This window comes from Paenibacillus sp. J22P165, from assembly GCF_059692015.1.
In genome coordinates this window covers 292,459-309,710 of the sequence record NZ_JCAUAP010000001.1, presented here as the reverse complement: position 1 = coordinate 309,710, position 17,252 = coordinate 292,459, and the positions used below count along the sequence as shown (strand labels likewise).

At 46.8% G+C, this 17,252-nt stretch carries 15 protein-coding genes; 2 read left to right on the top strand and 13 right to left on the bottom strand.

Going from position 1 to position 17,252, the window contains the following annotated elements:
* Positions 1–81: 81 nt before the first annotated feature.
* Positions 82–2,055, bottom strand: a complete 1,974-nt coding sequence (locus tag AC58QM_RS01350; protein WP_497280727.1) for a glycoside hydrolase family 127 protein — start codon at positions 2,053–2,055, stop codon at positions 82–84.
* 377 nt (positions 2,056–2,432) lie between these two features.
* Between AC58QM_RS01350 and AC58QM_RS01345 the strand changes: the two genes are divergently transcribed.
* Positions 2,433–2,768: a hypothetical protein gene (locus tag AC58QM_RS01345; protein ID WP_497280725.1), complete on the top strand. Its 336-nt coding sequence runs from the start codon at positions 2,433–2,435 to the stop codon at positions 2,766–2,768.
* A gap of 219 nt (positions 2,769–2,987) precedes the next feature.
* Here the strand turns inward: AC58QM_RS01345 and AC58QM_RS01340 are convergent, their stop codons facing one another.
* From AC58QM_RS01340 to tdh, 5 genes are all read right to left on the bottom strand, one after another.
* Positions 2,988–3,203 (bottom strand): hypothetical protein, encoded by a 216-nt coding sequence (locus AC58QM_RS01340; RefSeq protein ID WP_497280723.1) that lies wholly within the window; start codon positions 3,201–3,203, stop codon positions 2,988–2,990.
* A 573-nt stretch (positions 3,204–3,776) separates the two neighbouring features.
* Positions 3,777–4,088 carry a hypothetical protein gene (locus AC58QM_RS01335; RefSeq protein ID WP_497280721.1) on the bottom strand — a complete coding sequence of 104 codons (312 nt, stop codon included), beginning with the start codon at positions 4,086–4,088 and terminating at the stop codon, positions 3,777–3,779.
* A gap of 68 nt (positions 4,089–4,156) precedes the next feature.
* Positions 4,157–4,540: a hypothetical protein gene (locus AC58QM_RS01330; protein WP_497280719.1), complete on the bottom strand. Its 384-nt coding sequence runs from the start codon at positions 4,538–4,540 to the stop codon at positions 4,157–4,159.
* Entirely contained in the window at positions 4,540–5,715 is a 1,176-nt protein-coding gene (locus AC58QM_RS01325) for a glycine C-acetyltransferase (RefSeq protein ID WP_497280717.1), read from the bottom strand. Before AC58QM_RS01325 ends, AC58QM_RS01330 begins: the two co-directional genes overlap by 1 nt.
* Positions 5,716–5,725: 10 nt before the next feature.
* Complete coding sequence (tdh, locus tag AC58QM_RS01320) at positions 5,726–6,766, bottom strand: L-threonine 3-dehydrogenase (RefSeq protein WP_497280715.1); 1,041 nt, start codon at positions 6,764–6,766, stop codon at positions 5,726–5,728.
* 135 nt (positions 6,767–6,901) lie between these two features.
* Between tdh and AC58QM_RS01315 the strand changes: the two genes are divergently transcribed.
* Positions 6,902–7,462: a helix-turn-helix domain-containing protein gene (locus tag AC58QM_RS01315; protein WP_497280713.1), complete on the top strand. Its 561-nt coding sequence runs from the start codon at positions 6,902–6,904 to the stop codon at positions 7,460–7,462.
* A 60-nt stretch (positions 7,463–7,522) separates the two neighbouring features.
* Here AC58QM_RS01315 and AC58QM_RS01310 read toward each other — a convergent pair whose 3' ends face one another.
* From AC58QM_RS01310 to AC58QM_RS01280, 7 genes are all read right to left on the bottom strand, one after another.
* Entirely contained in the window at positions 7,523–8,482 is a 960-nt protein-coding gene (locus AC58QM_RS01310; protein ID WP_497280711.1) for a Gfo/Idh/MocA family protein, read from the bottom strand.
* Positions 8,483–8,556: 74 nt separating this feature from the next.
* Positions 8,557–10,905: a helix-turn-helix domain-containing protein gene (locus tag AC58QM_RS01305; RefSeq protein WP_497280709.1), complete on the bottom strand. Its 2,349-nt coding sequence runs from the start codon at positions 10,903–10,905 to the stop codon at positions 8,557–8,559.
* Positions 10,906–10,984: 79 nt separating this feature from the next.
* Entirely contained in the window at positions 10,985–12,556 is a 1,572-nt protein-coding gene (locus tag AC58QM_RS01300) for an extracellular solute-binding protein (protein WP_497280707.1), read from the bottom strand.
* A 294-nt stretch (positions 12,557–12,850) separates the two neighbouring features.
* A complete protein-coding gene (locus AC58QM_RS01295; protein WP_497280705.1) occupies positions 12,851–13,753 on the bottom strand; it encodes a glycoside hydrolase family protein in 903 nt (300 codons plus the stop codon).
* Positions 13,754–13,755: 2 nt separating this feature from the next.
* A complete protein-coding gene (locus AC58QM_RS01290) occupies positions 13,756–15,351 on the bottom strand; it encodes an extracellular solute-binding protein (RefSeq protein ID WP_497280703.1) in 1,596 nt (531 codons plus the stop codon).
* Between the two features lie 48 nt (positions 15,352–15,399).
* Entirely contained in the window at positions 15,400–16,275 is an 876-nt protein-coding gene (locus AC58QM_RS01285; protein WP_497280701.1) for a carbohydrate ABC transporter permease, read from the bottom strand.
* A complete protein-coding gene (locus AC58QM_RS01280; RefSeq protein ID WP_497280699.1) occupies positions 16,269–17,243 on the bottom strand; it encodes an ABC transporter permease in 975 nt (324 codons plus the stop codon). The genes AC58QM_RS01285 and AC58QM_RS01280 overlap by 7 nt, the downstream gene beginning before the upstream one ends.
* Positions 17,244–17,252: the final 9 nt, after the last annotated feature.

The window sequence follows — 17,252 nt, the reverse complement described above, 5'->3', positions numbered from 1 at the left end:
CTGTCTATTGAGACTGCTATATGGTTGATTGATCCCTTCCCTCCTTGACCAGAGTCAACAAGCGTGATCTATCCTTGCACCTCAGGGTAATACCGTATTTTCTCTGATCCATACTCTCATTTCTCCGCTTCCCCGGTTCGCCCATGCAAAGTAAGGGATAAATCGGGCGGTCGTCTGTTCTAGATGATCCTCGCCTTTCACTCGGTACAGTCGATCCTTCCAGCCCTCGTCTTGAATCCGATAAGCTGTTAAGTCGATGGTAAGCAATCCGCCTAACAAGCTTGCGTCGAAACTAACTTGATTTTCGAATCTCGGATGGAGGATCAGCTTATGTAGCCCTTTGCCATTATCTGCTTCCTCTAGGCAGTACACCATCGGGCCTCTCTGAATGGCGACCATGCCTACGGTCTCTCGAATTTCCGGATTGCCTTTCATTGGACTTACGTTCATTTGTAAAACCAGATGGACAATATCACCGTCGTTCCATTTCCGTTCGAGATGAAGATAACCGTTAATCAGGTGCATAGCGGATTCCGCTACTGGCTGCCCATTAACACTGACTTCCCGAGACCCACACCAGCTTGGTATCCGAAGAGCCAAGGAAAAAATTTTGGGCACATCCATCTTCAGCTCGAATCTGATGTTACCGTTCCAAGGCAGTTCAGAATGCTGGACAATCCCAACAGCGCTGCCATCCACCTCCACCGTAACTTGACTCCCAATATATAAGTGAGCATATAGGGCATGCCCATGGAACGAGTAGATATAGCTGCCAAGAGAGGCGAGCAGCCGAGCGATATTAGGCGGGCAACAAGCGCAACCGAACCATCGCTGCCTTTCCATCTTCACATGATCGAAATTCCGATTCTTTCCGCTCGCTTCAGGCCAAACTTCCAACGGATTCACATAGAAAAAGTGTTGTCCGTCTCGAGACATTCCACCGATAACGGTGTTATAGAGCGCTCTCTCCAAGACGTCCGCGTACTCGCTTTTCAGCTCAATCTGTAGCATGCGCTGTGCGAAGAAGATGAGACCGATCGATGCACACGTCTCGGCGTAGGCGGTATCGTTCGGCAAATCGTAATCGAGCGTAAATGATTCGCCGTAAGACATCGAGCCGATTGAGCCCGTAATGTACATTCGCTTATTCACAATGTTTTGCCAGAGCGCCCGGCATGCCTTCAACAATTCCTCGTCTCCGGTCGCTGCTGCGACATCAGCCATACCGGTGCACATATATACAACCCGTACCGCGTGACCTTCGGCCGTTTTCTGCATGCGAATCGGGACGTGTGCTTGGCTGTAAGATTTATCTTTGGCTATCTTTAGCGCTTGGAAATGAATCTCGCCGTTCCGGCGATCGAACTCTACGTCGTAGAAGTGGGGACTCTGCCCTCTCTCATCCAAGAAGAACTTCGCCAGCTTCATATAGCGCTCATTAGAGGTGGCTCTGTAAAGCTTCATTAACGCCAGCTCAACCTCTTGGTGCCCATCATAACCTTTGATCTTGCTATCCTCTGGCCCGAACGTCGCATCGATGCAGTCAGCCAATTTGCAAGCCACATCCAGAATCTTGCCCTTCCCAGTTGCTTTCTCATAGGCGACCGCCGCTTCGATCAGATGACCCGCGCAGTAGAGCTCGTGGCACTCGGCGAGATTCGTCCATCTGCCTGCCTTTTCTTTAAGTGTAAAATACGTATTCACGTATCCGTCTGCATGCTGCGCCTTAGCAATCAGATCGACGACTTCGTCCGCTACCTTTTCCAGATCAGGATCAGGCATTTGCTCCAAAAGATAACCAACCGCTTCGAGCCACTTGGCCACGTCGCTATCTTGAAACACCATGCCGTAGAAGTCGCCCTGCTCCAATCCCGCAGCAATTCTGAAATTCTGGATGGCGTGACTCGGCTCGTTACCTTCGATACGGTCATTCAGCGCTTCCCACTGGTAAGGTACAACAACATCGCGAATCAATGAAATATAAGGGGACCAGAAGTCATCCTGGATTATCACGTTCTTCAATTGAACGGGTGTTGAGATAGATATCATACTCATCAGGTGTGCCCCTTTGATAAATTTCGCCTCCTTAATGAAAGCGCTATATTCATAATACATGGGAAAGCCTGGTATTAATTAAAGTTTTACAACCACTTTTTTAGAAATTACAACCAATAGAACATATACAATTCACACAAATGAGCTCACCAATCTTACCTTCCCTCTCGCAGGCTATCCCTTATTTCATTGAGTGTGGAGCGTGTTCTTTGGGGAAGGAGAATAACATATAAGTCGGAATACCATCGGAATAGTAAATTTATTATTTAAGTCGCACTACGATTTGACTAACATTTAGATGAATTTTATTTTCACACTTGCAATTCCGTTAATTCCGAGTATAATACTAGGTATAACACCGAAAAGAGGTAAACGCCATGCTAGAAACCGTGAAATTAGAGCAACGTTGGAAAGATGATTATCTGGATTTGTTGAACTATGCGAAGCAAATCGGGGACGTAGAATGGCAAAACGAAATTATACAGACGCTGAGTAAATCAGCCTTATATATGCAACAAACAACACTTGAACATCAAATAAACCAACTTTGGCAACGATTCGATGCCGTCAATAAGAAAATGCTGGAGCTGTACAGACAATTGAGCGAAACAAATAACGTGTATGTCTCTTCACGGTTGACAGAGGAAGTTTGGGGATTGAAACTACAGCGGGTTGAAATTGGTAAACAGTTGAACGCAACTTACCATAGCTAAAAAATGCAAAAAATCCCGTATGCGGATTACCGCTCTACCGGACATCGGTTCATGCCTATTATCGTCGTCATTTCCATGCATGCAGTCATCTGCTCTGCAGAATTCCTTTAAACGGTACGCATCAATTTGCAGATTGATATGTACTTGCCACAAAAATTTCAACATATGAATCCAATGATAACCGTGTGTGTGCGATAACTCCTTGAATAAGGACGAATCTTACACAGCGGTTTGTTTCATTTCACGCATCATACCCATCATCATCGTCATCATCTCATCGCAAGACTGCATCTTGGACATCATCATATCCATATCCATCATCTCTGCCATTTCCATACCTTGCATGCAATCCATCATCATCTTCATGTTGTTCATTTTACACATCATTTCTTCCATACACATCGACATCATCATTTTCATGCTCATCATTTCCATGTGTTCCACTCCTTTCTCTCTACTTAATATGTCTTCCAACAATTAGAAGATTAACCCATTTGAATGATTTTATCAAGTCTTTTTCGAAAAAATTATTGCTTTCCACTAAATGTTTGTGTTATATTTTAATATTTGCTAAATACCTATATAACCCCTTGGACTGAGTGTTTTAGTCGGGTTTAGGCGATTTCATACGTCGCATATGCTAAATTAGCTCCTCCGTTGGCGTGTAAGTCGATATATTCGACTTGCGCACGCGCGCCTCGGTCTTTCGAGCTCCGTAAGTCGATTATTTCGACTTGCGGAGGCGCAGCTTGGCCCTCCGAGCTCCCTAAGTCGATTTTTTCGACTTACGTGCACACAGCTCGCCCTTCCGAGCTCCCTAAGTCGATTTTTTCGACTTACGTACGCGCTGCTCAGCACTCGGTGCTCCCTAAGTCGATTTTTTCGACTTACGTACGCGCTGCTCAGCACTCGGTGCTCCCTAAGTCGATTATTTCGTCTTACGTACGCACGCCTCGCCCTCGCAATAAAAAAAGCCCAACCCCTATCCGACTTGGGTCGAGCCAATCCTCAATCGTATTTATCTTCATCTTCTCGTTCTACACCGTCTATTATCAATTCTAATTCCGTCTCCAGATTCAAATGCAAGGGAGCAGGCAATAGGTCGAAAATTTCTTGAATCATCGCCATTTCAAGCATATCATCTAACGTAAGAGGCAGAGGATCTAGACGGAGTGCCCAATCGCGGACGGCATCAATAAATACATAGAACGAAGACTGAAATTGATCAGCCACAGCTTCTTTCTCATCGCTTTGATAAGCGGTCATGACTTGCCAGTTATGCAGCATAGTATCTAAAGTTTGTTTCACTTTGGAATCCATCGGGTGCTCCTTTGTTAACGCGTTGCGGATTGTATACTCCCGATTATATGAGATTTTACTGTTTTTTGCTAACAAGGCTGTAACCATTTGTGTCCTTCGTGGAATAGATAGGGTTCATTCCCTTGAGAACGTTTCTTCCAAACGCTAGTCATCACTTGCTGCTCTTCCGAATCAATCAATCGAATTTCGTAAAGCTCAATGGATTCATCTATTTCGGCATACAGGACAGCGAGGCTCTGAGCTTCAAGAACGAAGGGGAACATAGCGGACTCATCTGCCCCCATCCGCAACGAAACAAGTGAGGGGGTCGCACAAGACGACCAATCCCACACCTCAACGATGACCTTCTGGGTATCATGCCTCTCCAGATTCATAAGATGAATGACGGCCGTTACAGCAAACGGTGCTTTATTTAACACGCCAGTGGACATTACAACTTTGTGGGACGGCATCAAATCAACCCAAACTCCCTGCCAACCTTCTCCAACGTAGCTAAGGCAAAATCAAGATCCGCCTCCGTATGCTGTGCCGTCACGATCAGGCGAACGCGGCCTTTGTCCATGGCAACCGTCGGATAGACGATCCCCTGCGCGAAGATTCCCTCCTCCAGCAGTCGGTCTGAAAAGCGCATCGTCTGAGCGGGATCGCCGACAATGATCGGAATAATCGGCGTTTCGCTTGCTCCTGTATCGAAGCCTAAGCGCTGCAAGCTCGCCCGAAAGCCATTGGCATTGTCCCAAAGCTTCACGACAAGGTCGGAACTCTCCTTCAGCACTCGGATAGCAGCCAGGCAAGTCGCAGCAACCGCTGGCGTTTGCGAAGTGCTGAACAGAAACGGCCTCGCCGTGTGGATCATATGATCCTTCAGCAGCTGAGCCCCTGCCACATAGCCGCCTACAGCACCGATGGCTTTGGACAAGGTGCCGATCTGAATGTGCACACGCCCATGTAGACCAAAATGATCGGTCGAGCCCTTCCCGTTTTTGCCCAAAACACCACTCGCATGGGCATCATCCACATACACGATGGCATCGTAGGCTTCGGCTAAATGAACGATGTCTGGCAGCGGAGCAATATCGCCATCCATGCTGAACACGCCGTCGGTAACGATGACACGTTTTTTGTGATGCTGCGTTTCTTTCAAAACCGCTTCAAGCTGATTCATATCCTTATGCGCGAAAATTTTACGGCTCGCCTTGGTTAGCCGAATACCATCAATGATGCTGGCGTGATTCAATTCATCGCTGATGACGACGTCATCCCCACCTAGAATTGCTGACAGCGCGCCTTGATTCGTTGTAAAACCAGATTGGAACACAAGCGCTGCTTCCGTGCCTTTGAAGGTAGCCAATTCAATCTCAAGCTCATCATGAATATCAAGCGTGCCCGTAATCGTGCGTACAGAGCCGCTGCCAACGCCATACTTCTCAATAGCAGCAATTGCTGCTTCTTTTAGCTTCGGATGATGGGTAAGTCCTAAGTAGTTATTCGAAGAGAGCTGGAGAATCCGTCTGCCATTTAAATTCATCCACGTATCGGAGCCGCTCTCCCACACTTTTATCTGACGGTATCGCCCGTCCTGTTTTAATTTCTCGATATCCGTTGCCAAATCAGTTAAATAGCTCATAGGATCCTCCTTAGTGAATGAATACAATTTTGCCGCATTGCCCAGACGCCATTAATTGAAACGCTTCCTCGTATTGGTCAAGTGTAAATCGATGTGTAATGACGGATGCAAGATCGATTCGCTTTTGATTTAACAGCCCTTTGATTTGATACCAGGTTTGGTACATTCTCCGCCCCGTAATTCCTTCTACCTTCAGCCCTTTGAAAATAATATGATTCGTAACGTCAATACTGACTTCATTCGTTGGAATGCCGAGTAGGGATACTCTTCCCGCATTCGCCGCAGCTTCAAATCCGTCCACAATCGCCTTGGGGCTCCCGGACATTTCCAGTACGACTTCGATGCCCTCCCCATCGGTAAAAGCACGCAAAGCCTGCGAAGTCGAAGTTTCCAACGCGTTAACAACGTCGTCCGCGCCCATGTCCAGCGCCATTTGCAAGCGATTCGGATTAATATCCACCGCATACACCGCTCCAGCACCACAAGCTTTGGCCACCTTGATCGCCAGCAGTCCAATCGGTCCTACGCCGATAATGGCGACTGTTTTGCCTACAATATCACCCGACAAAACGGTTTGCACGGCATTCCCCAACGGGTCCTGCAGACACGCGATTTCAAATGGCAGCGCTGGATCATTTTGAATAATATTACTAGCCTTCACTACTGCATACTCAGCAAAACAACCCGGTGCTGTTATGCCAAAGCTTTTCGTATTTTTGCATACATGGGCATTTCCAGTTCGACATGCTTTGCACGTTCCACAAACCATATGCCCTTCTGCGGAAACATGGTCACCGATCTGAACACCGGTTACCCGTTCCCCTACTTCAGCAACGATACCAGCGAACTCATGGCCGAATACATTCGGGGTTAGTACCGTTTTGTCCGCCCAGGCATCCCATTTGTAGATGTGTACGTCTGTTCCACAGATTGAAGTTGCTTTAACCTGAATGAGCACTTCATCAGCACCACACGTCGGAACAGGTACTTCTTTCAAGCTGGCCCCTGGTCCACGATGCTCTTTCACCAATCCCATCATCGTAGCCTGCATGTTCATCAACCTCATCTTTGTCCAATATATTATACGTTCGTGCGTTATTATATGTATATGATATTACACGAATGTATGTTATATTGTAAATAGGCATTTTTCGATCGTGGTTTAGATACAGAAGGAGTGAATGAAATGAACGAACCCATACATAAATTAGTTGGCAGGAAGCTTTTGACTATTCGTAAAACAAGGGGCTTAAGCTTAGATCAAGTGGCTGATCTAACAGGCGTCAGCAAGGCGATGCTAGGGCAAATTGAACGCGGTGATTCCAATCCAACGATCTCGGTGCTTTGGAAAATTGTGAATGGCCTGCAGATTTCATTTACCAGCTTAATTGAAGATGATGAGCCAACGGTCACCGTTATCCGCGCAGCCGAGCTCACCGCTTTTGAGGAAGAGGATGGGCAGTACAAAGCGTTTCCATTGTTCCCTTTTCATCCTCAGAAAAGCTTTGAAGTGTACACAGTGGAGATGGCGTCCGGCTGCATTCACGTCTCGGAACCGCATAATGATGGCGTTGAGGAGTACATCCTGATGGTGTCTGGTAAACTGCAACTCACGCTGGCTGATGAAAGCTATCTCCTTGGCGCTGGGGATGCCCTTCACTTCACTGCCGATCGGACGCATACGTATACGAACATGTCGGATTCAACAGCCGTGTATAAGACGTTGATTTACTATCCTTCGTCCTAGTAAGAAAAGAACGCAAGCAGCCTGTATCGGCCGCTCGCGTTCTTTTGTTTATTTTGCAGACTACAATGTTATAGGGAGGCCAGTTCTAGCAGATTCGTTCGCAGCAAGAGTAGCCTCTAAAGTCTTCATCGCATCAGCATACGGTGACAAAATGAGCTCTGATCGCTGGTTTACCAATGCCTCCACGAATGCGTCATCTTGCTCTTTATAGAAATCCATACTGCTTTTATACGTGATGGTGCGCTCTTTGTCCACAATGGAAAGATTACTTCCATCAAGTACCACTCGAAAATCGCGGCCCAATATTTCAATACCTGTGCGATGATCGTGTTGTGTAAAAGAGGTGTCCACATGACCGATCGCCCCTGAATCGAAAACAAGGTTAACGATGCCAACATCGGGAATATTGAGATCCGGAATATCCTTCATTACTCGAAGCGACATGTTGGCATATAGTTTACGGATATCCCCAGCTAAATAGCGAACCAGGTCCACCGTATGCGTAGACTGCTCGACCAGTTGACCGCCGGATTTAAGGCCATTGCGCCACCAAGGTGTTGCTACGAAGCTTGTCAGATAATGAGCTCGCACCATCGCGATTTCTTTATCGATCAAGTATTGCTTGGCCTTGGCGACCGTATCTAAATATCTCAGGCAGTAGCCGCTTGCGTTTAGTATTCCCGCCTTACGAATGGCTTCGGCCTTGTTTCGAACAACCTCCATGTCCAACCCGAGCGGTTTCTCCACAAACAGATGAATCCCTCTGACCGCTGCCTTCTCTTCCAGATCGCCATGGGCGAACGGCGGCACGCAAAGGAATAACGCATCCAGCTTCTCACTGTCCAGCATGCGATCCGCATCGGTATAGGCTTTAGCCCCGTACGCGATGGCCTTTCTCCGGACGTTCTCCTCCGCGATATCGCATAGAGCGACCAGTTCAACTTGAGAGTTTTTACTAAGATTGCTCAAATGCACGTCGGCAATACCGCCAACACCGATGAATCCAATTCTTATTTTCATGTCATGAAACTCTCCTCAGATACAGTCATATTAGGTGTAATAGTCCTTACAAAACGAGTTACAAACCTTACCTTTTATGCATGAACTCGCAACAGCTCTGTGCGATACTCCCCTGGCGTCTTACCTGTTTCCATTTTAAACGCTTTTGTAAATGATTGAACCGTCAAGTAACCTACTTGATCTGCAATCTCCTGGATCTTCAAGCGCTGGTCGCCAAGAAGCGTTTTGGCTGCTGCAAGCCGGCGTTCCGAAACTCGGTCCTTAATCGTTATACCGGTTTCATCCTTATAGATTTTACGCATATGCGAAGTACTTATGGCAAAAATCTCGCTCAATCGTTCGATGGTTAAGTCATCTGCAAGATGCGCGTCAATATAGGCCGTAATGCCATCCGCCAATTCCTTATTCTTCAGTGATCGTTTCTGCTCCAGCTGATCAAGTACGAGCTCATACAGCGACTGCATGTAACCGACCATGCTCTGCATCGTTTCCATCTCTAACAAATCAGTATGCCTCAACTGCTGAATGACCGGCTGAAAGCCGATATTGGCGTCTATTTCGTAGACGCATCGCAGCGAAGATGAAAACAATTGCAGGAAATAATGCCTGACAACTTCAATTTGTCTCGCATGATGCTCCATCATATGGGCTTCAAACTCTTGTAAGGCAGCGGTGACCCCTTCCCGATTTCCCGTTTTGAAGTGCGTTAGTAATTGCTTCTCAAGACCCAGCGGATACATGACAATTCCCGCTTCCGGCCGGACAGCTTCATAATAAATGACCGTATTGCCTCCATACACGAGTTTCTGTCGTAAGGCCGAGCCCGCTTCCTGATAGCAATCACTAAGCTCCTCAATGGACGTGTGCAAGGCACTTACACCAATCGTGAAAGTCATCGTCGAATCCTTGCGCAGTAACACCAAAAGCTGGCGCAGCCAATTGCGCAGGCTGTCGGGCAGCAGTTCCGATTCGTTCTCTTCTTTGCCTAAATGGAGGACAAGCACCATTTCATTCGGCTCTGCCTCTACCAGATAGCCTTGATACCCTTGCTGTCCAAAAGCCTCTTCTTGCAGTCCTTCGGACAACTGCAACAGCCGCGTATTCCGCTCAGATTCGTGAACCTCCTGCGAAAATTTGGTGTACTGATCCATAGAGACGAGTACAACTACGAAATCCCCTCTCGCGGGCAGGCTTAGACCGTAGTAAGCCAGCCGTTCCATCGTTTGCGTCGATATCTGCTCGTCACCGCAAACCAGTCGCTGTAGAAATTTATTCCTGCTCTGGACCTCATAATCCTTCAACAGAGTCGTCAAATCTCGGTTTTGATCCATCAGACGGCTGACGTTGCGTTCAATCTGAACGATCTCTTTGGCATGCTCAGTCCTATTATCATCTAATTTCTGATCGATTCCCCGCATCATAAGCAACAACCGGCTCATCGGATTGACAATTCTTTTGGATAACAGAAGCGATCCAATCAGACTTAGTACAACGGCTATTAAGCAAATGATGACCGTCATTCGACTCCATAAATCGAGACTATGGGTAACAACAGATTTGGGAATCATGTACGTGTACACCCAACCACTCGTCAGGGAAGTCACGTAGCAAATTAAAGAGTCTACGCCGTTCACTTTGGCAATCACGCTGCCGGAAGGTCCCTCTAGTTGAGCAATATTTAATCCACTGAACAAGCCGCCGGAATCGGAAGTCTCCTCTTCTGACACTTTTTGCGAAAGAATATGTCCTTCTCTGTCTGTTACAGTCAATTGGACATCGGGATTTGTATTCAAAGATTGCATAATCTGTGCCAAGTAGTTGCCCTTAATGTTGATCACCACATAGGCGGATGGCGTCCCCGCATGAATGATGGGTAGTGTCTTGACAATGGAGATGACCGATTCTTCCTTGGTTGCGGATATTTCCTGTAGAAATCTTGTACGGACGAGCGACTTGTTTGACGTCTGTCCTACCATGGAGCGGATGAAATCCCTATCCTGAAAACCACTAAGTGGAACAGCCCCCTGCAAGGAGGACAGGATCAGCTGCGAACTCGTGTAGTAGATGGATACCGAGTGAATATAGTCACTGGACAATACGACATTCTCGAGACGCTGCCTAAGTTGAAGCTGCATGTAAATATCCGCTTGCTCGTAATAATCCATATAATGTAGGAAGGAAGAATCTAAAAATACCGATTCCATCGCTTTGTCGACCTCAGCCAGTACGATCTCCTGCCCATTCTTGAGCAATTGCAGTGTATTGCTGCTGTTCTGGATAGCATCTCTCCACAGTAGGGATGAAGAGGAATAATAGAGTGCCCCCCCTGAGATCGCTGCCACCAGTAAGGAAAGCACTAGAAAGTAGTTGAAATATTCAAATAAGCTGCTCTTCATGAAACGCTTTTTAAATTTTTCTTTCATTTTTGCTGCCCCCTTATTTCATCTAGGTCAGCACCCGTTGACCGCTTCTCCTTAACCTGATAGCTCTAGCTATAAAAAATTAAATGCCAGAGCTTGCATGTGCCGATCTCAGCTCGTTATAAGATTTAATTTTGGAGTCCAGCAAGGCTTCTCCGCCTTTCCTCATCCATGTACTCACATACTCATCCCATTTGGACAGTGACACCTTGCCAGTAACGAACTTGATAAACATTTCTTCCTCGTATTTAGCTACATCTGGGCCATACGATTTTTGTTCATCCGTCAGCGGGATGCCGTAGAAGACGTCTTGATATAAGGTGAATTGAGCTGCAGACGCTATGAAGCGGTTACTATCAATCTGCACCGGATCTTTGGATGAGGTGCTTACTTTTTCCACGAGCTCCTGCCTCGAGATAATTTGGCTCAACGGATCCAGCCATTTTTCGTCAAATGCCTTCTGTCCTGTCGGCGTCCGTGCTTCCGTTATATCGGTGAAATGCTCGCCTTTGAATCCGTAGTGACTAATCACCCATCCTTCATCCGTGGACATATAATCGAGGAATCGAAGAACAGCTTCTGGATTTTTCGTCTTGGACGAAATCGCAATCGTTCCACCTAAGTTGCCAAAGGAGAGCATGCCGCTTTTCCCTTCAGGTCCCTTAATGCCTGGAAAGACTGGCTCCCATTTGGCATTGGGCACTATTTCCTTCATTTTGAGTTGCTGGCCCAGCGTCTGCGGGGCGAAAGACCACCAAGCATTGAAATAACCGATCTTCCCTTGAGCCGCCTTCTGCATCGCTTGATCCGACTTGATCGTGAACATCTCTGGATCAATTACCTTGGCATCCCACAGCTTTTGAATATAGATCAAGGCCGCCTTGTATTCTTGCGAAATAGCAACCGGATAAATCTTGTTTTCCTTCAGATAACTGTTCATGGGCACACTGTTGGCAAACATCCCAGGCGAGATGCCAAATGCCCCGAAAATAGGCATGAAACTCTCTGCATACGTGTTAGCGTTGCCAATACCGTACGTATCATCCTTGCCATTTTTATCTGGATCTTTATAGGTAAACGCTTTCACCATCTGCTCAAATTCGTCCAAATTTGTAGGCATTTTCATATTCAGTGCATCCAGCCAATCCTGTCGGACTACCGGAACCTCTTTGCCAGCCGCATTCTCATACGGAATTACGTACTGCTTACCTTTATGCTTCGTCAAGTCCCATAACTCTGGCTTCAGATTCTTCAGCAAGTTGGGAGCGTATTTATCTAAATAAGACGTCAAGTCCAAGAATAAGCCTTGATCCACAAATTTTTGGTAGTCGAACGAGCCCAGCCTGCTCATATCTGGAATTTCACCCGATGCGGCAAGCACATTATACTTGCTATTGAAATCGTTATTGGGCAGCATGTTCACGTTCAGCTTCACTTGAGTTCTCTTCTCAATTTCTTTGGTGACCGGATTGTCGTTTCTCCAAATGCGGCCTCCATCCGGTTGTATGAGTGAGAGCGTCACCGGAGCAGTAGATGCCTGACCGCCGGGAATAGAACTCTTCGTATCTGTGTTGCTGCAGCCCGAGGCCAAAACTACGGCCACTGATGTCATCCCTAGCAAAGCGGTAGCTCGCTTAGTTGAATTGGTTTTCATGACTGGCGATCTCCCCTTTTTCTTGTTTTTATTATAAGCCATCTCTATCCATTATCACAGACTTAGCCTTCATAAAACTGAATCCTGAACAGGAATATGTCAGGCAGCCGATCGTATTGTTGTTGGTAGCTCTATTTTTTCACGAAAGCGATTTCATTTCTAGGTGACATTGTGCTTTTTTGTGCCCGTACTGCCGATTCATCAGTTTGGATAAAAAAAAGCAGTTCTTTTCGTTGCCAGCTCACGCTTGGAACGAGAAGAACTGCTTATGTGAACCATCCTCACCTTGCGAACTTAATTACGATCTTTGCCCGGCCAATCCCACTCCTTCAAGTCCTTACTCCATGCAATTCCGATCGATGCATGTGTATCAAACAGCACACGCTCATCCTCAGGTCCACTGCCGTGAAAAAACAGGATAAAGGCCTCTATTCCTTTCGTATGTCTGAGGTCTAGAACGAATCCAGCTGTCAATCGGCCCTTAGCCCATTCCCACTCCTGCATGCCCAATGTAATTAAAGAATCCTCCTGATGCCAGTGAACCAGATCGTGCGATCTCGTGATACCAATCCCATTTTCAGGAGAATGGAACATGACATACTCCTCATCCTGCCGGATAATGCACACGTTCTCTCCTGCCTGTTCTGAACCACAAAAGGTCCACTGCTGAAAATTACTTGTTTTTGACATACTGACGCCATTTTGCTTGTAGAAACATAACCATTCCCCGGGTTTATTCGCATTTTCGATGAAATAGGGGTCAATCATCCGGCCCATATCCTCTACAGCCACATGTTCCCCTTTGACGCGAAGCAGCTCCGGAGCCGTCCAATTAACCAAATCATGGCTTTCCATCATCCAGATGCGGCAATCTCCATTGCCATATTTCTCGCCATGGGGCCGTGGGTAGGATTGCAAACACATCCGCCATCGGCTGCCGGTGTATATCAAATTGCCAGGACTGGAAAAATTCAAGTTCTGATTCTTCGGGGTAAGAAGAAGCGGGTCGCTCCACTCGTACAAATTGGTACTTTGGCTTAACGCCGTGTACAGATAGACGCGACCATCTTCTTCCGTTTCTACAAGGGTGTAGTAAAGCCACCAAATGCCGTCATGATAAAGCGCGCATGGATCCCGAAATGCTCTCCGATGATCCCCCTTCAAGAGAATAGGCGACGGCAGTGCAGTGAAATCCATAGTTAAACGCCCGAGCTCACATTGCTTGATTTCAGTTCATTATATTTTTTCACTTTAGAGTCTAGTAAAGATTTGCCGCCTTTCTTCTTCCATCCATCCACATACGCATCCCAATTGGACAGTGGTTCCGCTCCTGTGACGAACTTCAGGAACATCTCAACCTCATATTTAGCAACATCCGGTCCAAGTGTATTTTGCTCATCCGTTGCTGGGACTCCGTAGAAAATGTCTGAAATCAAGGTATAATTGGCTGCTGCATCGATAAAGCGATTGTTTTCTACTTGAATTGGGTCCTTCGTAGCTGCATTGATTTTATTCTGAATATCTACTCTGGAAACAATCTGGCTTAGTGGATCCAGCCATTTTTCGTCAAATGCTTTCTGTCCTTCAGGTGTACGTGGCTCTGTAATGGATGTATAGTGCGTACCTTTCACTCCATAATGGTTGATTTCCCAGCCCTCATCCGTGGACATATAGTCAAGGAAGCGAAGAACTGCTTCAGGATTTTTCGTCTTAGCGGAAATGGCGATGGTTGCGCCTACATTCCCGAAAGACAGCATACCACTTTTCCCTTCCGGTCCTTTAAGCCCAGGAGCGATTGGCTCCCATTTCACATTAGGCACAATCTCCTTCATCTTCAATTGCTGAATGAGCGTTTGCGGAGCGATGGACCACCAAGCCGTGAAATAGCCGATTTTCCCTTGCGCCGCTTTCTGCTGCCCCTGATCGGCTTTGATGGTGAACAACTCGGGATCGATGACCTTTGCATCCCACAGTTTTTTGATATAGGCCAGGGACTCCTTATATTCTGGCGATATGGCGACCGGAACAATCTTGTTGTCTTTCAGATAGCTATTCATAGGCACGCTACTTGCGAACATGCCAGGAGCGATGCCGTATGCCCCGAATATCGGCATGAAGGTTTCCGCGAAACTGTTCGTGAGGCCCATACCGTACGTATCGTTCTTACCATTTTTATCAGGGTCATTAAACGTAAACGCTTTCAGCATCTGCTCAAATTCGTCGAGATTCGTAGGCATTTTAAGATTCAGGACATCCAGCCAGTCCTTGCGTAGCACCGGTACCTCCTTACCAGCCCCGTTCTCATACGGAATGACAAACTGCTTGCCTTTGTGCTTCGTCAGCTCCCACAGCTCAGGCTTGAGGTTCTTCTTTAAGTTCGGCGCATATTGATCCACTAGCTTGGTAATATCCAGGAACAACCCTTGATCTACATATTTCTGATAGTCAAATGCACCCAGTCGGCTCATGTCAGGGATATCCCCAGAAGCGGCGAGCACATTGAATTTACTGTTAAAATCGTTGTTTGGAAGCATCGTTACGTTCAATTTGACGTTGGCTTTCTTTTCAATTTCTTTGGTGGCTGCATTATCGTCTTTCCAAACCCGACCTCCATCGGGCTGTGTGAGCGAGATCGTTGCTGGTGCAGCGGAGGCCGTTGCCGTTGCTGGTGCCTTGCTGCTTTCCCCGGCGGCCGGTTTACTCGTTTCCGTGCTGCTGCACGCTGCAGTTAATGCCGTTGCCATTGAAACCGTACATAAAGATGCGATAACGCGTTTGGTTGATTTGTTTTTCATGGATTGTGTGTCTCCCCTTTGATTAGATATGTATGATAAGTCCTTACTTTAGCCCTTCACAGACCCGACCATAACTCCCTGTACAAAATACTTCTGCAGGAATGGATAGACGATGATGATTGGCAAAGCAGACAGAATCACCGTTGCGGCACGAATCGTCTCTACTGGCGGCGGCAGGCTGTCTCCGTCGAGCTGTTCCAGCGAAAACGAGTACATTTTACGCAGAATTAACTGTAAGGTAGATAGCTTCGGATCGTTGATATAAATAATCACGTTGATATATTCATTCCAGTGTCCTACACCATAGAACAAAGCCAGTGTAGCTACGATCGGAAGAGATAACGGCAGCATGATGCGAACAAGAATACCCAGTTCTGAACAACCGTCTAAACGGGCCGATTCGCTAAGACTAACAGGAATACCCTGAAAGAAATTGCGCATCAGGATTAAGAGCCAGGCATTGATTGCGAATGGCACCATCAGTGCCCAAACGGAGTCGACCAAATGCAGTGAACGGACAACCAGATACGTAGGGATCAATCCCCCATTAAAGAGCATCGCAATGACGACAATGGTCATCAAGGCATTACGCCCTGGCAGCTCTCGATTAGAGAGCACATAAGCACCTAAGGAAGTCATGATCAAATTGATCAGCGTGCCTACAACGGTAATAAAGATTGTGACCCCATAAGCGTCGAGTAGTCCTGAATGGCGAAGCACATAGCGATAACTGTCCCAATGAATGGAGCGCGGATAGAGCAGGAGCCCTCCTTGCTTCACGTAATCCTTCATGTCAGCGAACGACACAATAAGTACATTTAGAAACGGATACAGCGTGCTCACACAGAGCAGTGCCAAGAAGAACCAGATGAAATAATCCACAATTCCCGGCTTGGACAAAGACTTAGACTTTCCGCTTACCATATCGCTCCCTCCTCGTCGATTTTCTTGGATACATAATTGGCAACCAATACGAGGACAAGCGCGATCGCTGAACGGAACAAGCCTACGGCAGTTGCATAGCTGTAATTATTCGTATTGAGTAGTCCTATACGGTACACATAGTAGTCGATGACCTCAGCGACTGGCGCTACTTGAGGATTGATCATAACCAACGTTTGTTCAAAACTTACACTGAGAATTCCGCCCAAGCTCAACACAAACATAATGCTGATTACGCTTCTGATGCTAGGCAGGGTAACATGCCACAAGCGCTGCCATCGATTCGCACCATCAATAGCTGAAGCTTCAATCATATCTGGGTCAACCCTTGTTAAGGCTGCCAAAAAGATAATGGCGCTCCATCCGATTTCCTTCCATATAGCGCTGCCTACAAACATCATCCGGTAATATTCCGTGGATGACAGAAACTCAAGCGTGTGGCCAACGGAAGATTTGAGCAACAGATTAATCAAGCCGCTTTCCGAGAAGAAATTGTACAGGAGCGCGTACACCACAACCCAGGATACAAAATGCGGTAAGTACGAGATAGTTTGGAAAAAGCGCTTCCATTTGGCAAATCGCATTTCGTGAACCAGCAGCGCGAACAGAATAGGTGCCGGAAATCCGAATAAAATACGATAAAAAGCAAGCAACAATGTATTACGGAAGATAACCCAGAAATCACCATTATCAATAAAGCGTTTAAAATGTGCGAGTCCCGCCCACCGGCTCCCGAAGATGCCGTCCATAAATGTGTAATGCTTAAAAGCGATCACGACACCCGTCATCGGTGCGTAATGAAAGATGGCATAATAGGCCAGCACGGGTAAGAATAAGAGGTAAAGCGGTAGGAAACGCTTCATCTTTTTCCACGTCTTGTGCCGCTTAGCCGAAGCTGTTGGCTCCCGGATCAGCGTCTGGGGCATGGCGTGATTCGTTGCAGGTTTCATCTTGTTATT

Coding starts and splice junctions, on each gene's coding strand:
- AC58QM_RS01350 (WP_497280727.1), bottom strand. CDS start 2,055: ATGAGTATGATATCTATCTCAACACCCGTTCAATTGAAGAACGTGATA.
- AC58QM_RS01345 (WP_497280725.1), top strand. CDS start 2,433: ATGCTAGAAACCGTGAAATTAGAGCAACGTTGGAAAGATGATTATCTG.
- AC58QM_RS01340 (WP_497280723.1), bottom strand. CDS start 3,203: ATGGAAATGATGAGCATGAAAATGATGATGTCGATGTGTATGGAAGAA.
- AC58QM_RS01335 (WP_497280721.1), bottom strand. CDS start 4,088: ATGGATTCCAAAGTGAAACAAACTTTAGATACTATGCTGCATAACTGG.
- AC58QM_RS01330 (WP_497280719.1), bottom strand. CDS start 4,540: ATGCCGTCCCACAAAGTTGTAATGTCCACTGGCGTGTTAAATAAAGCA.
- AC58QM_RS01325 (WP_497280717.1), bottom strand. CDS start 5,715: ATGAGCTATTTAACTGATTTGGCAACGGATATCGAGAAATTAAAACAG.
- tdh (WP_497280715.1), bottom strand. CDS start 6,766: ATGCAGGCTACGATGATGGGATTGGTGAAAGAGCATCGTGGACCAGGG.
- AC58QM_RS01315 (WP_497280713.1), top strand. CDS start 6,902: ATGAACGAACCCATACATAAATTAGTTGGCAGGAAGCTTTTGACTATT.
- AC58QM_RS01310 (WP_497280711.1), bottom strand. CDS start 8,482: ATGAAAATAAGAATTGGATTCATCGGTGTTGGCGGTATTGCCGACGTG.
- AC58QM_RS01305 (WP_497280709.1), bottom strand. CDS start 10,905: ATGAAAGAAAAATTTAAAAAGCGTTTCATGAAGAGCAGCTTATTTGAA.
- AC58QM_RS01300 (WP_497280707.1), bottom strand. CDS start 12,556: ATGAAAACCAATTCAACTAAGCGAGCTACCGCTTTGCTAGGGATGACA.
- AC58QM_RS01295 (WP_497280705.1), bottom strand. CDS start 13,753: ATGGATTTCACTGCACTGCCGTCGCCTATTCTCTTGAAGGGGGATCAT.
- AC58QM_RS01290 (WP_497280703.1), bottom strand. CDS start 15,351: ATGAAAAACAAATCAACCAAACGCGTTATCGCATCTTTATGTACGGTT.
- AC58QM_RS01285 (WP_497280701.1), bottom strand. CDS start 16,275: ATGGTAAGCGGAAAGTCTAAGTCTTTGTCCAAGCCGGGAATTGTGGAT.
- AC58QM_RS01280 (WP_497280699.1), bottom strand. CDS start 17,243: ATGAAACCTGCAACGAATCACGCCATGCCCCAGACGCTGATCCGGGAG.